Raw genomic sequence first — 16,853 nt, 5'->3', positions numbered from 1 at the left:
CTCACCTTCAAAACTCGTGATTACTATGTCAGTATTACACTCTTCTCAATTTAGCTCGATGTATTATAAGTTCTTTCCTTCGACTAACAAACGAGAATTTTTACTATAACGGGATGTTGCTATTTGAGCATACTGATTCCAATTACATATTTGCTCATTATCAGCGAGCCCCAAAAGGAATAACAATTTTGAATTACAGAAGCGATATTGATGGTTTACGTGCAGTAGCAGTATTTTCCGTTATATTGTTTCACTCAGAATTAAGCCTTTTTTCTGGTGGGTATATCGGAGTCGACGTTTTTTTTGTTATTAGTGGATACTTAATTACATCTCTCATTCACGATGAGATAAAACAAGGAACATTCACATTTTCCAATTTCTACAAACGAAGAGCCTTAAGACTACTTCCCGCCTTGAATATCACATTATTCGTCGCTCTAATGTTTGGAGTTATCTTTTACGACAATATAGCTCTGGATATCCTTGGCAAAGAAATATTCTTTTCAGCCATTGGTGCTGCAAATATTCTATTTGCACAAGGAATTGATTATTTCGTCAAAAATGAAGCTTACCAGCCACTCATTCATCTTTGGTCTTTGGGTGTTGAAGAACAGTTTTATATTGTTTGGCCATTCATATTGATATTTTTGGTAAAATATCTAACGCGTTTAACGACCCTGATCCCACTTTGTTTACTGATTTTGTCTCTAATCTTGTCACAAATAGCGACTACATCGGGCAAGCCCAGCAGCTATTTTCTTCCTCAATTTAGAGCATTTGAACTTCTTTTCGGCGTGCTGGTTTCATTATGTTTACCCCAAATTAATGCTATTTCAGAAAAGCTGACGAAACCGTTACAACACTTAATAAGTGTCACTGCTATTGCCATGATTCTAATCCCAATGATGACATTAAATGAATCATCAAACTTCCCAGGTATAAACGCCCTCTGGCCGTGTCTGGGTACAGCTTTGCTTATCGCTTTCCCTGACAATGGAATAATATCCAGAACACTATCAAACCGTACAATGGTAATGATGGGGCTCATTTCCTATCCACTCTACCTTTATCATCAACCCGTGTTGTCGTTTATTCATTTCTTTGAACTTGCCTTATCTCCAATACAAATGTTCTTTGTGGTAATCAGCATATGTGTGCCTCTGTCTTGGGTTACCTACAAATACATAGAAAAACCTATCAGGCAAAAGTCAAAGACACCTACGCCTAATAAGCAAGGAAGAACAGCTTTAAAACTCGCTTTTTTCCTGCCTGTTTTTGCAGTTTCCGGACTCGCTATTGCAAAATCAAACGGCTTTGAACAGCGATTCCAATATTTAAATCCTTTTGCAATTGAGATAACAAAAGCTCACGCCTCAACATTTCACACTAATTTTAATCGGGGGTTTAACGTAAAAACGGAAGGTAACGGCGACATCTTATTTATCGGTGACTCCGTGTTACAGCACTATGTTGTGCCTATGAGTAATGCTTTGGGAATTAGCCTGAGTAATGTTGATACTGTAACAAAGGGGGGATGCGTACTTCTCCAAGGTGTGGATTTCAAGGAAAAATTTAGCGATATTTCATGTAATGGATTAAGAGAGCAACTTTATCATCTCAACAAACACTATAAGTATGTCGTCATTTCTCAATCATGGAATTCCTACGACGACAGAGTGCTTAACTTCAATCCAGAACTAAAACTCCCACAAAAATGGCAGCCATTTATTGATCAAACAATCAGCCATTTTTCTCATATTTCAGAAAACATAATCCTCATTGGATGGCATCCGTTTGTACAAGGAACCGCATCTATTCAACCGTCAATTAGACTGGATCAAAGCCAATACTCTAATAATTTGAAGAACCTTGAGATCGAAAATACTAACGATATGATAAGTTCAGAAGAGTTTTTTAACTCAATGCAAAAATATCCAAACATTCAGGTGATTAACCCTAAAGATATTTTTTGTAATAGCCGCTGTAAAATCCATGATGATACTTGGTCTTACTTTGGTGATAGACAACACCTGACCCAATCATCAACCCAATTTATAAGCCAACAACTGAGTAGGCTTTTGGATTTGAAAGAACCGCAGTAACTACGAGTAATGCCGCTAACACAGTAAGGACGCCATACCCAATAATCACAGTGTAATTATAATTAATATGATGAATAGACTGCGCAAAATAGAAGGTAATACAAAAGCTCAACATCATTCCGATCATGAAGCCTAAACCAGCAGCCAATATTCCCAATTGATTCACTAAAGCAACGGTAATCAATACACAAATAAACGCCCCAGACAAACTACCTATTGAATTGAGATAGGTTTTTCTTTTATAAGCGTTCCCAGCGGCAATGATGTTGATACTTCCTTGCCATGCATACCCCAAAAGAAGCAATCCCAGTGTAAACAAACCAAACTGAGTTAATTCCCCACCCAATATCGCCATAACAAAAGGAGAAAACGCCAGAATCAAAATGATAAATGCAAAAGAAACAACAAAATAATGAGGCAGGATCCTGGCAAACGTTTCTTCCCCCCCCGATTCCGACATTTTCTTCACCATGATCGGCTCCCAAGTCATACGAAAGGCCTGGATTGCCAAGATCATAATCATTGCTACTTTGACCAGCAGAGCGTAAATCCCCAAATCTAATGGGGTCAGCTCATTCGCAATGATAATTCGTCCAACCGCATCTAACGCCCACCCACCAAGGACAGCAGGAACAATAGGGACACTATAATGAAGTAGAGGCTTTAAATAACGCTTGTTAAACGAAATAGACACATGGCGCAAAATCAATTTAATGGCAAATACGGACACAACACATTGCGCCAATAACGACGCAAAAAGAACACCTTTCACTTCACCATCAAATTGGAATACGTAAACGACCCCAAATGCAGCCACCAGAAAAAAATGCGATAAGTTCAAAGATAAAAATTGAGTTGCTTGCCCTTCTAAACGCAGCAATATTCCGGCAATGTAAATGAGTTGCCGAGGAAAAATAGCCAAGATGATAGGAACCAGATTCCATGCATGTTGAGGAAAAGATTCAGAGAACAGATACAACAGAAAAACGATAACAACAAGATAGAATAGATAAGAGGCGGTGTAAAAACCTAATACGCTCCCAAGCAATTGGTGATGCTCGTTAGACTTTTTACAATCGTAGTAATCCCGCATGAAGCCTGAGCCGATTTGAACCTCGGCTAACACAAACAAAACGGCTCCAATCGTAATATAGAGATCCAGTATGCCGAAAGCATCAACACCTAGAACTCGAGAATAAACAGGGACTGTAATTAACGTCGCAAACCGCGATAGAACGCCGCTAAACCCATAGATAAAAGAATCCTTTAAAAGCTTTTTAATTCTTGGGGGCATTTGAGATCATCACTATACCGTCACCAATATCCTCTACTACGGTTCCTTCAGGGTAGTTTACCTCTCCTACCTCTTCTTTATATCGCGATACATCTAAATAAGTACAATCCAGTTTATAATCACTCATAAACTGACCAATAGTTTCAATATTAAGAAAAGGGTACTTTACCCAATACAGCTTATTTTTCTCTTCCTCTTCCTTATTTCCAGGGAAAACGTTTGGTCCCCACCAATTATGCTGTGTTTCGTAGACAACTCGCCAGCACCCTAAATGATAAGGTATTGTGGCAATATTTTTTTTCTCTTTAATCCCTTTGAGGTAGTCAATAAATCTATCGTTTTGATCACCACCAAACTTACTGGATTTTGTGTATAAAACATATATATCAACAAAATAATACAGCGCACCATAGGCAATAATCACACCATAGACCCATAAACTAAAAAGGTCGCTGAGCAAAACAGACAGTATTGGAAAAAACAAAATGTAATTTAAATATCTTTCCGCTTCTCCAATAAATAAGAACCACTTCAAACTAGTAAGTAAAAAGACAATGCCTGCGGCTATAAAGATATAGTCACCAATACTTCCAAATGAAAACCACATGGCGTAAATGGCTAATACCAGTATTGGAGATTTATAAATAACAGCAAAGTAACTATTAAAAATTAATAGATGAATGAAAGCCTTTTTCCAGTTACCACTGCGGATATGATCCCAAAGTATCTTGAAATTGTTTCTCTCTGAAATTGGCACTCTACCGGCCAATACCTCTTGCAGATATACCTTTAGGTGTCCAAGGTGCTGATGTAGAAGTTTCAAATAAAACCCTTTCGTGTATGCCATACATAATAGAAATGACAAAAAGATAACCAGCAGAGGTTCCAACCGAAAGGTTACGATAGATAATGAAACATTTATAAAAACCAAAGCCTGAACTGAAAATTTACTTGTCATATAAAGGATTGACGATAGGGCTACAGCGGCAACCAAATACCACACTTGCCCAGTAAAATAATATAAGTACAGACAAAAGAATGAACAGCCTCCAATAACTTCGCCAAACAGCCTGGGGGTAAACGTTGTTACTCTCGGGCCTGTTCCAAAATTACTAAATGTCAGAGGCGTAAATAAATAGATAATCCCACCCAATACCAGAGTAGGTATATCTACTCCTAACTGAATGCCAAAAAGAACAAAAACAACAGCAAAAATGCTATCGAAAAGAGGATTGAAAAACCTCTCAATGTAACTAAACGAAGCACGAGGGAAGAAAGAAATAACTCTGTGTAATAACCAGGGATAACCTATAACAAATGGTCTTGCGAAACGTTCTCTTTCGATCATTTCACTTGAACCATTTTCCTTTAGAAAATCAATTAAGTACAAATGGAAATATGTATCGGTATTATTCACCTTCTTAAATAAAATTCTGGGGAACGCTCTAAAAAGAAATGAAAATACAAAAAAAAAGAAAAGTAAGTATTCAGCTTGCATTATTGACCTGGCGCACTCGATATCTTTAGCACTAAAGACTTTCTATCTTCATGATGGTTAGTAGAGAAAATTCAACATTCATAGCTTCACCAACTTGTCGAAAAGTGAACTTAAAACATCCCCTTGAAAGAACAAATCAGGCTCTGATAAAACGCCCCCCACGACCATGTTATCCGCCTTAATTGAATTCAATGTATCTCTTGCGGCATCAAATGCTTCCATATTTCCCACAGTGGGTCTTGGGAATCCGTATGGTAGCTTTTCATGTTGAATAAAAGTGACATCTTTTTCATTCTGGATAACGTTCATTTCCATTAACTCCTTAAGAGCCCTTGAATCGATATCCAAATTTGCCGCCTCTTCATCATTAAGAAGCATCTCCATATTGAAATAAAATAAGTCACTGTCTTTTACATCAGAACAAAAGTTATTGTAAAAAGTAACTCGATATGTGCTCAACCCCTGTTGATAGCAGAAAAAGTAATGCAAATCATCAACAATAGCAGGTTTACTATTAGACACTATATTTACAACATAGACATGGAACGGTTTATCAGTAAATTGGGGAATATATTGTTTATCTAATAACCTGACTGTGCCAACTGCTCCTAACGTTGATATTAACTGACTGCATTGAATCGTCTTTCCTGCAACAGAAATACTTGCAACTTGGGAGCCATTCATATCAATAGAGTCTATTGGCTGACCAAGGATGATATTCACACCCTGATCACGAAGCATTTCTTCTGCTGAATCAACAACTCGCTGACATCCTCTCTTGGCAGGATAATAGCACTTTCTATCCGGTATCAGATATTCAGGTAAATTTCTCTGTTCTGGACATGAAAATAACTGCCTTAGTCCATTATCGTTATATATAAGCGCCATCTCTTCTTCTGAATGAGCGCACATTCTCCCTAACGGTATTAATTTACCTGCTAATGGAGCCAAATCACTCTCATCTTTTTTGTATGTCTTTCTAAGAATGGGAAATAACACATCTTGACAATATTGGACGCCAAAGCGCTCTAAAAAATATTCTCTGGAAGAACGATGAATATTTTCAGCTTGATGAAGACCTATTTGAGAGGTTGATTGGGAAACATAACTATCACGTTGCGGTGACGCGCGAACGTCGGGGTAAGGGGTATTAGTCTGTAACCTATCGCTAATGTATATACCAGCAAGATCCCTGTTGTTGCCCTCTAAAACGTCCCATTCTTCAGATTTAAGTAACGATATCAGGATATCATCAACCAGCTTATTACCTGTTGCCGAAATATTGTGCATTCCATAGTCAAACAATCCCCAGGGACCATAATCAAAACTACGTAATAACCCCCCCATTGAGGATGCACTATCTACCAATGTAACATTTGAATCCGGGTATTTTTTACTTAAATACAAAGATGATGTAATACCTGATATACCAGCTCCGACAACCACAAAATCATTTGCCATTATGCATTCTCCGATGCACTAAACGGAAATAAATAGAAGTACTCATACTCATTACATAGAGCTCCCAAGTCTTCTTGTAATAAAGATAAATCATTAAGTTGAGTAAAATAGAAGTAGTTCTTATCTACGCTATTCCAGCGTTTTTTGAAACGGTGAACCCCCTCTTGCGTTGCCCACGTTCCGCCCCAGTTCAGATAATCATGAGTCTCGTATTTATCCTTCATAACCTGATAAATGATTAAACTCAGTGCTTGAGTATTGCGATATTCTGACAAAACAACAGGAGTAAAATATTCAACAATGTTTTTATAATTTAAGATCAACAATCCAGCGATATACTGACCATCAAGGGATGCTACATATATTTGGTAGTCTTCTCCCTTGGAATAATGCTTTTGTATAGAATCAAAGAACTCTGGAGACTTCGCTTTGCCAGATATTTCGTTCATGTTTTTTTCATGAACATCAACAATGAAATCCATCGCATCATTATCAATATCTATCACTACGTTACTTTTTTCCGCTTTTCGAACCATATTCCTTGTTTTGGAATGAAATGAATCAAGAATATCGGATGGGCTATCATAATTTAAAGGAGTTAACTGTCCGATACGATAATCTTCAAAATTGTAGTTAATATGATTCCGATAAAGCTCAACATCATCAATTAATGGAGAAGTAATAACCGTTGATGAAACAATATTATTTCCTTGAATCAATTTATTGTAGTAATCGGCAATCTCTTGTTTCGCATTTACATTTGAAGCAATGATGCCACCATTACTGCCATAAAATGGAAGGGAGTTTAATACGGTTCCGAAGCGTCCTTCTTTGCCCAGGATAAACATGCACCCATTAACGTTACCGCCTTCATCGATGCTGACCAAAGAAAAATCTAAAGCCCCTAAATAATCTTTTAGAAAACAATAATAATCATAGGATTGAAATAACAAGCAATTGTCTTGGGTATCGATAAAATGTTTAATCAGGCTGTCTTCGACCTGAGAAATTTCAACAACCACCTAAATAAACCCCTTTATCTGACAACTCCAAATCCTTAAATATGATGAAAGATATCTCATAAGGCATATATGAACGATTAATAATGAACCTGGAAGAAAGGTTTTGCTCAATGAAAGACATCATCTCGCTAATATTGATATGAAACGCATCTGGCTGCATGTAATCCACCTGGTCATGCATAAAGTCAATAGACAGGTATTTGATGCACTGGTTAAACAAAGTTTGCATGGAAGATTTAACATACTCGGCATATTCATCTCTGCTCCCGCCTGAGATGATATTAAAGGTGCCTGATGACAAAATAATATCGTACTGTGCATCCTTAACATCCCCGGTATCACCAATCAACCGAAAATCCGTTCCAGGAAATGTGTCCAGATTACTTTTAATGAATTCATCGGTGATATCAACACCATGATATAGGTGCTTTGACTCGGGATAAAACTCACTAATATATTTGAACAATTTGGCCAAGCCACACCCATAGTCCAATATAGAATCTTTACCGTTATAATCCGGCAACATATGCTTATATCGTATAAACTGTCTTCCCTTTGGAAAAAACACTGAACTATCGCTATTCCCGTGCTTTTGGAATGCATCACGATACATTTCTATAACTTTTGAGTGCTCCACAGAACTCTATCCACCACAAAAAATCAAATTACAGTTAAAACGACATCACTTGTTCAAGATTAATTCAATTATAAATCCAATAAAGAGACAATCTCGATGCTTGCATCAAAATCATTTATTTTTTTCATAATCTTATCAGCAAAGACATAGCTAAAAATGACTACTTTTTTAGGAGGGAATTTCATCAGCTCATCAAATGATTCAACAGCAATATCAAAGCCATCAAAATATTTGCCGTGCCAGTCGCTATTGTCATCAAAAAAACGGACACCTTCATTAATTCCCAATACACATAAATATGGCAATGCTCTTAAAGGTATGTAAATTCCGGTTCCTTCACCAATCCACTCTTTGATCTTGCTTAGATTCTCTTCTAATTTGACTTTGAATTTCTCAAATTTAGTATCATCAAAATCCTGAACAACTTCTGTTTTTTTACTGCTTTTCTTTGCATAACAATACAGAGTGCCAACACCGCTACCAGATGAAATATCAAGAACATCAAACCCAGCAAGCTGTACAACCAACCTCAAAGACTCCTCATCAAAGTAATTCACATGCTCGTGTAAGAACATGGATATATCACCCTTCAAGATAGAATTTGTACAATTTGGAACAGCAAAAACAATCGCTCCATCCTCATTTAAGTTATCCAAATGGGATTTTAAAAAAAGCTCTGGTTCGTATATATGCTCTAAAACATCATAGTGAACAATAAAGTCAAACTTTTGATTTATTTTCTCTGAAGAATAAAACTCTTTTGTTAATGGTATTGATTTCTTGATAGCCGCATCTTCCGCTATTGGGCTAGGATCACATCCTTCAACATGGAGCCCAACACTTCGAAATTTCTCAAGCAGGTAACAACCACCGCAACCAATTTCTAACAAAGACTTCCCACCAGCTTCACTACTCTGGACATGCTTTGTAAAGAAACGAATAAAATCTCCACCATAAAGTTCTGCCAGATCATGCCCATCTTGCAAATAACCTACGTTCTCATTCAGCTGGTACACTTTATGAAGGCATTCATCTACATAATCATTATGAGATTGTTGCAGTAGATTAGTTTTACTATTCCACTCCAAACTAAAAGGAAGAAACTCAGGAATGCCGGTGTCGTTATTTTGGCAACTTTGTTTTTCTCTCCAATAAAAGTTTAAGCTCTCAAAATGTATTTTATGAGACATGATTTGTTCACCAAATTAAATTTTAATTTTCATCAATAACATGAATGGGCTAGTGGAGATCTAAATACTGTTGAGACCACTCGTCAAAATTTAACAACGACCAAATAAGCAACCTACGATTCTGCTCGCCATCTAAATGTTGTTTAACCAGATTGTGCACAGATGCTTTATCCATAAATGAGTAAATAGGGGAATCTTTGTCCATTAAACGAGATTTAACAAAATCTATGCTCTCCCCCTTAAACCAACTCGCATCTGGAGCAGAAAAACCTTGTTTCTCTGCTTTTACTATCTCTTCTGGTATATATCTGTCCATAACATCGCGCAAAATCTGCTTACCGTCTTTGCTCTTGCGGAAGTAGATAGAATCCTTCTTGCCAGGCTCATTCTCATTAATACGAATCACATTCGATAAATTATTCAGCTTTAAAGACACAGGGCAGCTCATTGCAAAATCAACCAAATCATTATCCAGAAATGGCACCCGAGTCTCCAGTCCATGAGCCATGCTGAGTTTATCCTCAACAACCAGCAGACCATGCAAAAAAGTCTTTGCTTCAAAATATAAAGAATGATTGATGTAATCTTCCGGTGTATGAAGGGACTCCGAATGATGTTTAAAAACATTCCTAAAAATGTCTTTAGTCCATACATCTTTAACTTCTTCCCAAATCGGAGAAAATACTTTCTTAATGTCTGTATTGGGTATCAAGCGTTGCCAGAACAGATAGTATTTATCGATATAATGCTCAAAATCATCGTTGTTAACAGCTCGATAATAACGCCACGGGTAACCAGCAAACAACTCATCTCCACCAGTGCCACTCAACACGACTTTGACAAATTTACTGGCTAATTTGGAGGCATAATAATTCGGATAACTTTGTCCAACTCTGGGCTCTTCCAAGTGATAGCTCAACGATGGCAAACACCGTTCCATATCACCCGCTTTCAACACCATTTCATAATGCTCTGTCTTAAAAACATAAGACATAAATTCTGCCCGTTCACGTTCATCAAATCCAAGCTCAAGCCCAGATGCTGAGTGAAGATCAAAGCCACAGGTGAAAGTTTTCAAATAATCGTAAGAACGTGATGCAACAGCAGTAATTGAGCCTGAATCAATTCCACCGCTCAAATAGGAGCCCAATTCCACATCAGATACTAGCTGCCTGTTAACAGCTTGCTGAAACAGACGGTTTAATTCTTCTCGGTAAGCTTGAATATCACCTTTATGTTCTGGCTCTCTAAAATCAAAGTCCCAGTATTCGGTGATATCTAATCTGGGTTTAACTTTACTGATTTGCAGTTGGGCATAGCAACCTGGCGGAAGCATATGAATACCTTCAACGAGTGTTTTATCAGTGAAAATATTCTGAAAAGTAAAATACTCAAGTAGCGCTTTTTTGTCTAATTTGGACTTAAATGCAGGATTAGCCAATATCGCTTTCTGCTCTGAACCAAAAGCCAGGCTATTTCCTTGAAAGCTGTAATATAGTGGCTTTATACCATACCTATCCCTAGCCAAAGTCAACTGGCGTTCTTTGCGATCCCAGATGCTTAACGCAAACATTCCGTTAAATCTCAAAAATGCTTTACATCCCCACTCAGCAAAAGCATTAAGCACTACTTCGGAATCGGTTTGAGAACGGAACCAGTAACCCAGAGACTCTAATTCAGCTCTTAATTCAAGGAAATTATAAACTTCCCCGTTGTATACCAAGACGTAACGATGATCTGAGGAGATCATTGGTTGATGACCTGCTGGAGACAAATCAATAATAGCTAATCGTCTATGACAAAAGCCTATTTCGCCTTCATACCACAAACCTTCCCCATCAGGCCCTCGATGAGAAATGCTCTCCCCCATTTTCTTAAGAATAACGGGGGAAACTGCTTCTGCCGCAGTATTAATGTATCCAGCTAATCCGCACATTGAACTATCTCAGAGATAAAATCGCATCGACAACATAATCATAATCTTCTTTAGTCATACGATTATGTAGAGGAATTGCCATAGTATGGTTATTGCACAACTTGGCGTTCGGAAAATCATCTTCTGACAAGCCGAATTTATCTGCGTAATACCCTAGCATATGGACAGCATGGGTTCCGGGTCGGGTTGATATGCCTTTCTCTTGCAGAATTTCCATCATGTCGTTTCTGCTCATTGGTGCTTTTTCAGGGTTTACATACATCACAAAAGCTTGCCATGCATGTTTGCCATTCACGGGTAACGCCGGCATTTCCAACCAATCAATGTCAGCCAACTGTTCTTTGTAATAATCAGCCCAATGTCTTCTTTCAGTTAGAAACTGTTCTAGTTTATTAAGCTGAACCAAACCTACCGCACCTTGCAAATCGGTCATGCGATAGTTGAAACCAAGAAGATTAAACTCTGGTAATAGATACGGCTTTGGCCCTTGATGTCTCTGCTCTTCAGAGATTTCAGCGCCGTGATTTCTCAACTTAATCATTTTATCGGCTAAGGCATCGTCATTAGTCGTTACCATGCCACCTTCGCCCGTGGTAATGGACTTTCTTGGATGAAAAGAAAACGCGGCTGCATCACCCAAACCGCCAGCCATAACACCATTCAGGCTAGCACCAGCGGCACAGGCAGCATCCTCAATAATCTTCACATGAGCAGGAATCGCCGCTCTGATGGCATCAATATCAGCACATAAACCAAATAAATGAACGGCAATAACGGCTTTGGTTTTATCAGAAACTTTCTGTTTTAGCTGCTGAGGATCGATGTTGTTGGTTGTAACATCGACATCAATAAACACAGGTGTTGCGCCGCAATACATCACTACATTTGCAGTAGCAACCCAAGTAAATGCAGGAACAATCACTTCATCGCCAGGGCCAATATCCATAGCCGCTAAAATCAAGTGCAAACCAGTAGTACAACTTGTTGTAGCAATTCCGTACTTCACTTCATGCATTTCAGCAAATTGCTTTTCAAACGCATTAACTTTGGGCCCTTGAGTTAACCATCCAGATTCCAGAGGTTCTCTGACAGCCAACCATTCGTCTTCGCCAGTTGAGGGTAACGATATTGCAATATTTCTCTTTTCCATGACGTAATTAACCTTTGTTCTCACTGCGCCAGGCAATCAACTCTAACAGGCCATCTCTCAGAGAGTCTTTATATTCAAAAGCGATTTCTCGTTTTGCTTTCTCTGGGCAACCAATACGGTTCTGAACCAAGCGGCGAGCATCTTCTTCAGAATAAGGGCGATACTCAACTTTCAATGATGACTCTTTTAATTCCAAAATCAGATCACAGAGTTGTTTGATACTGGTTTGAACACCTGTACCAACATTATAAAACTCATCTTTCGCGTCAGATTCCATTGCCAAGACATTGCAACGAGCCACATCTTTTACCGACACGAAGTCATACGCCTGACTGCCATCGCCATTAATCACTGGCGCTTCGTTAGCATCAATCTTGTTCAACATAATAGGTATTACGCCGGTATATGCTGCGGTTTGATCTTGGTGGGGGCCATACACATTCATGTATCGCAAACCGACATATTCCAAACCATATCTATCGAACATCGCTCTGCACATCGCTTCGCCAGATATTTTGGTCGCACCATAAAAATTGCGGTTATTAAACGGGTGTTCTTCTGTCATTGGCACTTCAAGTGCATCACCGTAAACAGAAGCTGAAGAAGAATAAACCAGCCTTTTAATACCATTGTTCACGCACGCTTCAAGTACATTAAATGTTCCTTGAATATTCACATCAAACGCTGTTCTGGGGAAATCTTTACAATGTAGCAACCACATGGCGGCCAAATGGAATACACCATCCATACCTTTCATGGCCGCATTGAGGATATCAATATCGCGGATATCGCCACCGTTCGGATACAATGTACATCTGGGATCATTCAAAAACTCGGAAATATATTCCTGCTTTCCACGGGCAAAGTTATCGTAAATGACCACTTCTGCAACATCTGTTTTTAATAATTCAGCAACCACATGGCTACCAATAAAACCGGCTCCGCCAATGACCAATACTCTTGAGCCCGACAGTTTCATAATTTTCCCCAAAAATAGATAACGACTTGTTTTATAAATTAATAACGAATAGAAAAGACTAGCGAACGAATGGGTGTGAATCAGGCTGTCGCCCAATCACGTTAGCATCACGGATCCCTGCTACAGTTGAAATTGCAACACGATTCTCTTCAACGCCAAAACCATTACCTTTAAGAATTTCCTGGTAACTCGTTGTATGTAGATCAGTGAATCCACCGGAAAACTCAATTTCGTCACCATCAACGGTAATGCTTCTGTAAGTACGTTTACCTTCGGCTTTCATTTCCTCTGGCACATAGCTGTCATCAATAGACAAAAACCATTGGACTCTTGCATGTTCGTATTCTAAATAGCCCGCGGATGTTGAATCAGAAGCATAATGAACGACGTTTTCCTGCAGCTCTCCAAAGATGAAATGCAGCATATCGAAAAAATGCACGCCAATATTGGTAGCAATCCCGCCAGAACGCTGGACATCGCCTTTCCAGGACGTCATATACCAATTGCCGCGTCCAGTGATATAGGTCAGCCTTACATCGTGCTTTTTATCGCTATTAGCTAATCGAACCTTTTCTTTGAGCTTTATTATTTCAGGATGCAATCGCAGTTGCAAAATAGTATTAATCTTGTTGCCTGTTTCTTTTTCGATTTCAAGCAGCCCATCGATATTACGAGGATTTAAAACTAAAGGCTTCTCACAAATCGCGTGAGCTCCAGCTCGCAATGCGTATCGAATATGGGCATCGTGTAAGTAATTCGGAGAGCATATGGAGACATAATCCACCGCTTTGCCACCATTCAAACGACGTAATTTGTCCAGATGCCTGTCAAAGCGTTCAAATTCGATGAAAAAGTCAGCTTCAGGAAAATACGAATCAATAATCCCAACGGAATCATGTTTATCCAGGGCGGCGACCAATTTATTCCCTGTATCCTGGATTGCTTTCATATGTCTGGGGGCTATGTAGCCACCAGCGCCAATCAGTGCGAAATTTTTCATTATTAACCTATTGATAATATTCCAGATACCAATCGATAAATCTGGAAATCCCTTCAGCCACATCAACTTCTGGCTTATAGCCAGTATCTTTTGCTAACTCAGACACATCTGAATAAGTGTTGGGAACGTCTCCCGGCTGCAAGGGCAATAACTCCATATTGGCTTGTTTACCCAGCTTTTTCTCTATTTCGTGGATATAATCCATCAATTCAACGGGCTTGGAGTTCCCGATGTTATAAACTCTCCATGGATACCTACTGGTGGCTGAAGATGGACTCTCTCCATTCCATTCAGGATCAGGTGTCGCAGGATTATCCAACGTTAAAATAATTCCCTTAACGATATCGTCAATATAAGTGAAATCACGGCGGTGCTTGCCATAATTGAAAACTTGCATTGTTTCACCAGATAAAATGGCTTTCGTGAACTTAAACAACGCCATATCTGGTCTTCCCCAAGGGCCATAAGCAGTAAAAAATCTTAAGCCTGTGGTGGGTAATTGATGCAACGCACTGTAGGTGTGAGCCATTAATTCGTTGGCTTTTTTGGTTGCCGCATACATAGACAGGGGGTGTTCTACAGATTCCTGTACTGAAAATGGTGAGCTCTCGTTTGCACCATAAACAGAGCTTGATGAAGCATAAACCAGGTGCTCTATTTGATGATTTTTACAGGATTCGAGAATATTAAGAAAACCAACGATATTTGAATCCACATAAGATCTGGGGTTTTCAATTGAATAACGAACCCCTGCCTGAGCAGCCAAATTGACCACTCTCTGGAATTGCTCTTTAGCAAATAAAGCACTGATACTTTCCGTTTCACAGAGATCCATTTTATGAAAAGAAAAGTTATCAAAATTGTTCTGCAAATAGCTTAGGCGATCCTGTTTAAGCTTAGGGTCGTAGTAATCATTAATATTATCAATGCCAACAACCGTATCCCCTCTCGCAAGCAAAAAGGCTGATACATGCATTCCTATAAATCCGGCGGCTCCGGTTACCAGTACCTTCATAATCCTTACAATCCACCATCTACTTTATCTTTAGGAAAGATGCCTTTCACGTCATATATGACACTATCTGACTTACAATTCTCTCGTAAGTATTCGACACCTAGCTCAAGAAACTCTGAATGTGCTACAGCCAGGATCATTCCGTCATATTTTTCTTTTGGAAATTCGTTTAACAAAGCGATGCCAAACTCATGCTCCGCATCATCAGATGCAACGACGGGATCATAAACATCTGCTGTTATCCCTACATTTTTCAGATGCTCATAGATATCAATAACTCTGGTGTTTCGAATATCCGGGCAATCTTCTTTGAAGGATATCCCCAAAATTAGGACTTTCGCTTCTACAGGGTTAATGCCCTTTTGTAGCAAGGAATAAATGAATTCTTTCGCAACATATTCACCCATTTGATCATTCACTCTTCGTCCCGAAAGAATCATTTCGGAATGAAAACCAACTTCTCTGGCTTTATGAGTGAGATAATAGGGATCAACACCAATGCAGTGTCCGCCAACCAACCCCGGCTTAAACTTCAAAAAATTCCATTTGGTTCCGGCAGCTTCAAGCACTTCTTGCGTATTTAAACCCAATTTGTTGAATAGCATTGCCAGTTCGTTCATCAGAGCAATGTTTACGTCTCGCTGAGTGTTCTCAATAACTTTTGCAGCCTCTGCGACTTTGATAGAACTAACAAGGTAGGTTCCCGCCGAAATGATGCTTGAATATAAATCATTAATAAAGGTAGCGGATTCCGCCGTTGAACCGGAAACAACCTTGGTAATATTCTCCAAACGCATTTTTTTATCACCAGGGTTAATACGTTCCGGGCTATAGCCCACATAAAAATCCTGATTAAACGTAAGCCCTGAACCTTCTTCCAGCACAGGTACGCAAACCTCTTCTGTAGCACCTGGGTACACAGTCGATTCATATATGACAATATTATCTTTTTGAAGATATTTGGAAATAGCTTTACTCGCGCCTCTTAACGCGGATAAATCTGGAACCTTGCATGTATCAATTGGCGTTGGGACAGTAACGATGTAGATATTGGCGGAAGCGATATCTTGCTCGTTGCAAGTAAAAAGTAAATTGTCTGCCTGAGATAAATCTTTTGCCTCAACTTCATTGGTAACATCAATGCCATTATTCAGGTCTTTTATCCTTTTAGAAGATAAATCAAACCCAATCACGTCGTAATGCTTTGAAAACCCTATTGCCAGTGGCAATCCAACGTATCCGATACCAATGACACAAATTTTAATTTCACTTTTCTTTATCATTTACTTTCACATAACGAGCTTTATAACTAGCTCTATATCAATTGTTCTGTCCCAATTTGCTGAAAAACAAAATGATTATTCGGTGCAAATTATGGAGCTATAGACTGAATAGGTTGTGAACATTCAGTACATAACCTGAGCTGCGCATAAGAAAACGTTTTGAGATGGCTATTTTCAGCGACTTCTTCGTTAAATTTACTTGCAATAGGCTAGCTATTGGCGCATAAATTTGCCTCGAATTCACAGAAAAGTAGTTCATCACAAAATATTTTACAGCCTCATGATA

The 16,853-nt window shown here is 38.8% G+C and carries 13 protein-coding genes; 1 reads left to right on the top strand and 12 read right to left on the bottom strand.

Annotated elements, in window-relative coordinates:
* Positions 1–188: 188 nt before the first annotated feature.
* Positions 189–2,102 (top strand): acyltransferase family protein, encoded by a 1,914-nt coding sequence (locus tag KIH87_RS04790; RefSeq protein WP_232360399.1) that lies wholly within the window; start codon positions 189–191, stop codon positions 2,100–2,102.
* Here the strand turns inward: KIH87_RS04790 and KIH87_RS04785 are convergent.
* From KIH87_RS04785 to KIH87_RS04730, 12 genes are all read right to left on the bottom strand, one after another.
* Positions 2,053–3,396 (bottom strand): lipopolysaccharide biosynthesis protein, encoded by a 1,344-nt coding sequence (locus KIH87_RS04785; RefSeq protein ID WP_232360398.1) that lies wholly within the window; start codon positions 3,394–3,396, stop codon positions 2,053–2,055. The two genes, KIH87_RS04790 and KIH87_RS04785, sit on opposite strands and share 50 nt — an antisense overlap.
* Complete coding sequence (locus KIH87_RS04780) at positions 3,380–4,894, bottom strand: hypothetical protein (protein ID WP_232360397.1); 1,515 nt, start codon at positions 4,892–4,894, stop codon at positions 3,380–3,382. Before KIH87_RS04780 ends, KIH87_RS04785 begins: the two co-directional genes overlap by 17 nt.
* A 78-nt stretch (positions 4,895–4,972) precedes the next feature.
* Positions 4,973–6,355 carry an NAD(P)-binding protein gene (locus KIH87_RS04775; protein ID WP_232360396.1) on the bottom strand — a complete coding sequence of 461 codons (1,383 nt, stop codon included), beginning with the start codon at positions 6,353–6,355 and terminating at the stop codon, positions 4,973–4,975.
* Positions 6,355–7,377 carry a GNAT family N-acetyltransferase gene (locus tag KIH87_RS04770; protein ID WP_232360395.1) on the bottom strand — a complete coding sequence of 341 codons (1,023 nt, stop codon included), beginning with the start codon at positions 7,375–7,377 and terminating at the stop codon, positions 6,355–6,357. The genes KIH87_RS04775 and KIH87_RS04770 overlap by 1 nt, the downstream gene beginning before the upstream one ends.
* Positions 7,367–8,014, bottom strand: coding sequence for a class I SAM-dependent methyltransferase (locus KIH87_RS04765; protein WP_232360394.1), 648 nt, complete (start codon positions 8,012–8,014; stop codon positions 7,367–7,369). Before KIH87_RS04765 ends, KIH87_RS04770 begins: the two co-directional genes overlap by 11 nt.
* A gap of 68 nt (positions 8,015–8,082) precedes the next feature.
* The gene (locus KIH87_RS04760) at positions 8,083–9,204 is read right to left on the bottom strand and encodes a methyltransferase domain-containing protein (RefSeq protein ID WP_232360393.1); all 1,122 of its coding nucleotides are present in this window, start codon (positions 9,202–9,204) and stop codon (positions 8,083–8,085) included.
* A gap of 49 nt (positions 9,205–9,253) precedes the next feature.
* Positions 9,254–11,140, bottom strand: coding sequence for an asparagine synthase (glutamine-hydrolyzing) (asnB, locus tag KIH87_RS04755; RefSeq protein ID WP_232360392.1), 1,887 nt, complete (start codon positions 11,138–11,140; stop codon positions 9,254–9,256).
* A 4-nt stretch (positions 11,141–11,144) separates the two neighbouring features.
* Entirely contained in the window at positions 11,145–12,290 is a 1,146-nt protein-coding gene (locus tag KIH87_RS04750; RefSeq protein ID WP_232360391.1) for a DegT/DnrJ/EryC1/StrS family aminotransferase, read from the bottom strand.
* 7 nt (positions 12,291–12,297) lie between these two features.
* Complete coding sequence (locus KIH87_RS04745; RefSeq protein WP_232360390.1) at positions 12,298–13,269, bottom strand: NAD-dependent epimerase/dehydratase family protein; 972 nt, start codon at positions 13,267–13,269, stop codon at positions 12,298–12,300.
* Positions 13,270–13,327: 58 nt separating this feature from the next.
* Entirely contained in the window at positions 13,328–14,269 is a 942-nt protein-coding gene (locus tag KIH87_RS04740) for a Gfo/Idh/MocA family protein (protein ID WP_232360389.1), read from the bottom strand.
* Between the two features lie 7 nt (positions 14,270–14,276).
* Positions 14,277–15,284, bottom strand: coding sequence for an NAD-dependent epimerase (locus KIH87_RS04735; protein ID WP_232360388.1), 1,008 nt, complete (start codon positions 15,282–15,284; stop codon positions 14,277–14,279).
* 5 nt (positions 15,285–15,289) lie between these two features.
* Complete coding sequence (locus KIH87_RS04730; protein WP_232360387.1) at positions 15,290–16,567, bottom strand: nucleotide sugar dehydrogenase; 1,278 nt, start codon at positions 16,565–16,567, stop codon at positions 15,290–15,292.
* Between the last annotated feature and the right edge of the window lie 286 nt (positions 16,568–16,853).

Origin of the sequence: Paraneptunicella aestuarii (assembly GCF_019900845.1) — a bacterium.
Lineage (GTDB): Bacteria > Pseudomonadota > Gammaproteobacteria > Enterobacterales > Alteromonadaceae > Paraneptunicella > Paraneptunicella aestuarii.
This window is presented reverse-complemented; position numbering and strand designations above follow the sequence as displayed.

What these genes read in the sequence shown, in the direction of transcription:
- KIH87_RS04785 (WP_232360398.1), bottom strand. Translation starts at nt 3,396, where the DNA reads ATGCCCCCAAGAATTAAAAAGCTTTTAAAGGATTCTTTTATCTATGGG.
- KIH87_RS04780 (WP_232360397.1), bottom strand. Translation starts at nt 4,894, where the DNA reads ATGCAAGCTGAATACTTACTTTTCTTTTTTTTTGTATTTTCATTTCTT.
- KIH87_RS04775 (WP_232360396.1), bottom strand. Translation starts at nt 6,355, where the DNA reads ATGGCAAATGATTTTGTGGTTGTCGGAGCTGGTATATCAGGTATTACA.
- KIH87_RS04760 (WP_232360393.1), bottom strand. Translation starts at nt 9,204, where the DNA reads ATGTCTCATAAAATACATTTTGAGAGCTTAAACTTTTATTGGAGAGAA.
- asnB (WP_232360392.1), bottom strand. Translation starts at nt 11,140, where the DNA reads ATGTGCGGATTAGCTGGATACATTAATACTGCGGCAGAAGCAGTTTCC.
- KIH87_RS04750 (WP_232360391.1), bottom strand. Translation starts at nt 12,290, where the DNA reads ATGGAAAAGAGAAATATTGCAATATCGTTACCCTCAACTGGCGAAGAC.
- KIH87_RS04745 (WP_232360390.1), bottom strand. Translation starts at nt 13,269, where the DNA reads ATGAAACTGTCGGGCTCAAGAGTATTGGTCATTGGCGGAGCCGGTTTT.
- KIH87_RS04740 (WP_232360389.1), bottom strand. Translation starts at nt 14,269, where the DNA reads ATGAAAAATTTCGCACTGATTGGCGCTGGTGGCTACATAGCCCCCAGA.
- KIH87_RS04735 (WP_232360388.1), bottom strand. Translation starts at nt 15,284, where the DNA reads ATGAAGGTACTGGTAACCGGAGCCGCCGGATTTATAGGAATGCATGTA.
- KIH87_RS04730 (WP_232360387.1), bottom strand. Translation starts at nt 16,567, where the DNA reads ATGATAAAGAAAAGTGAAATTAAAATTTGTGTCATTGGTATCGGATAC.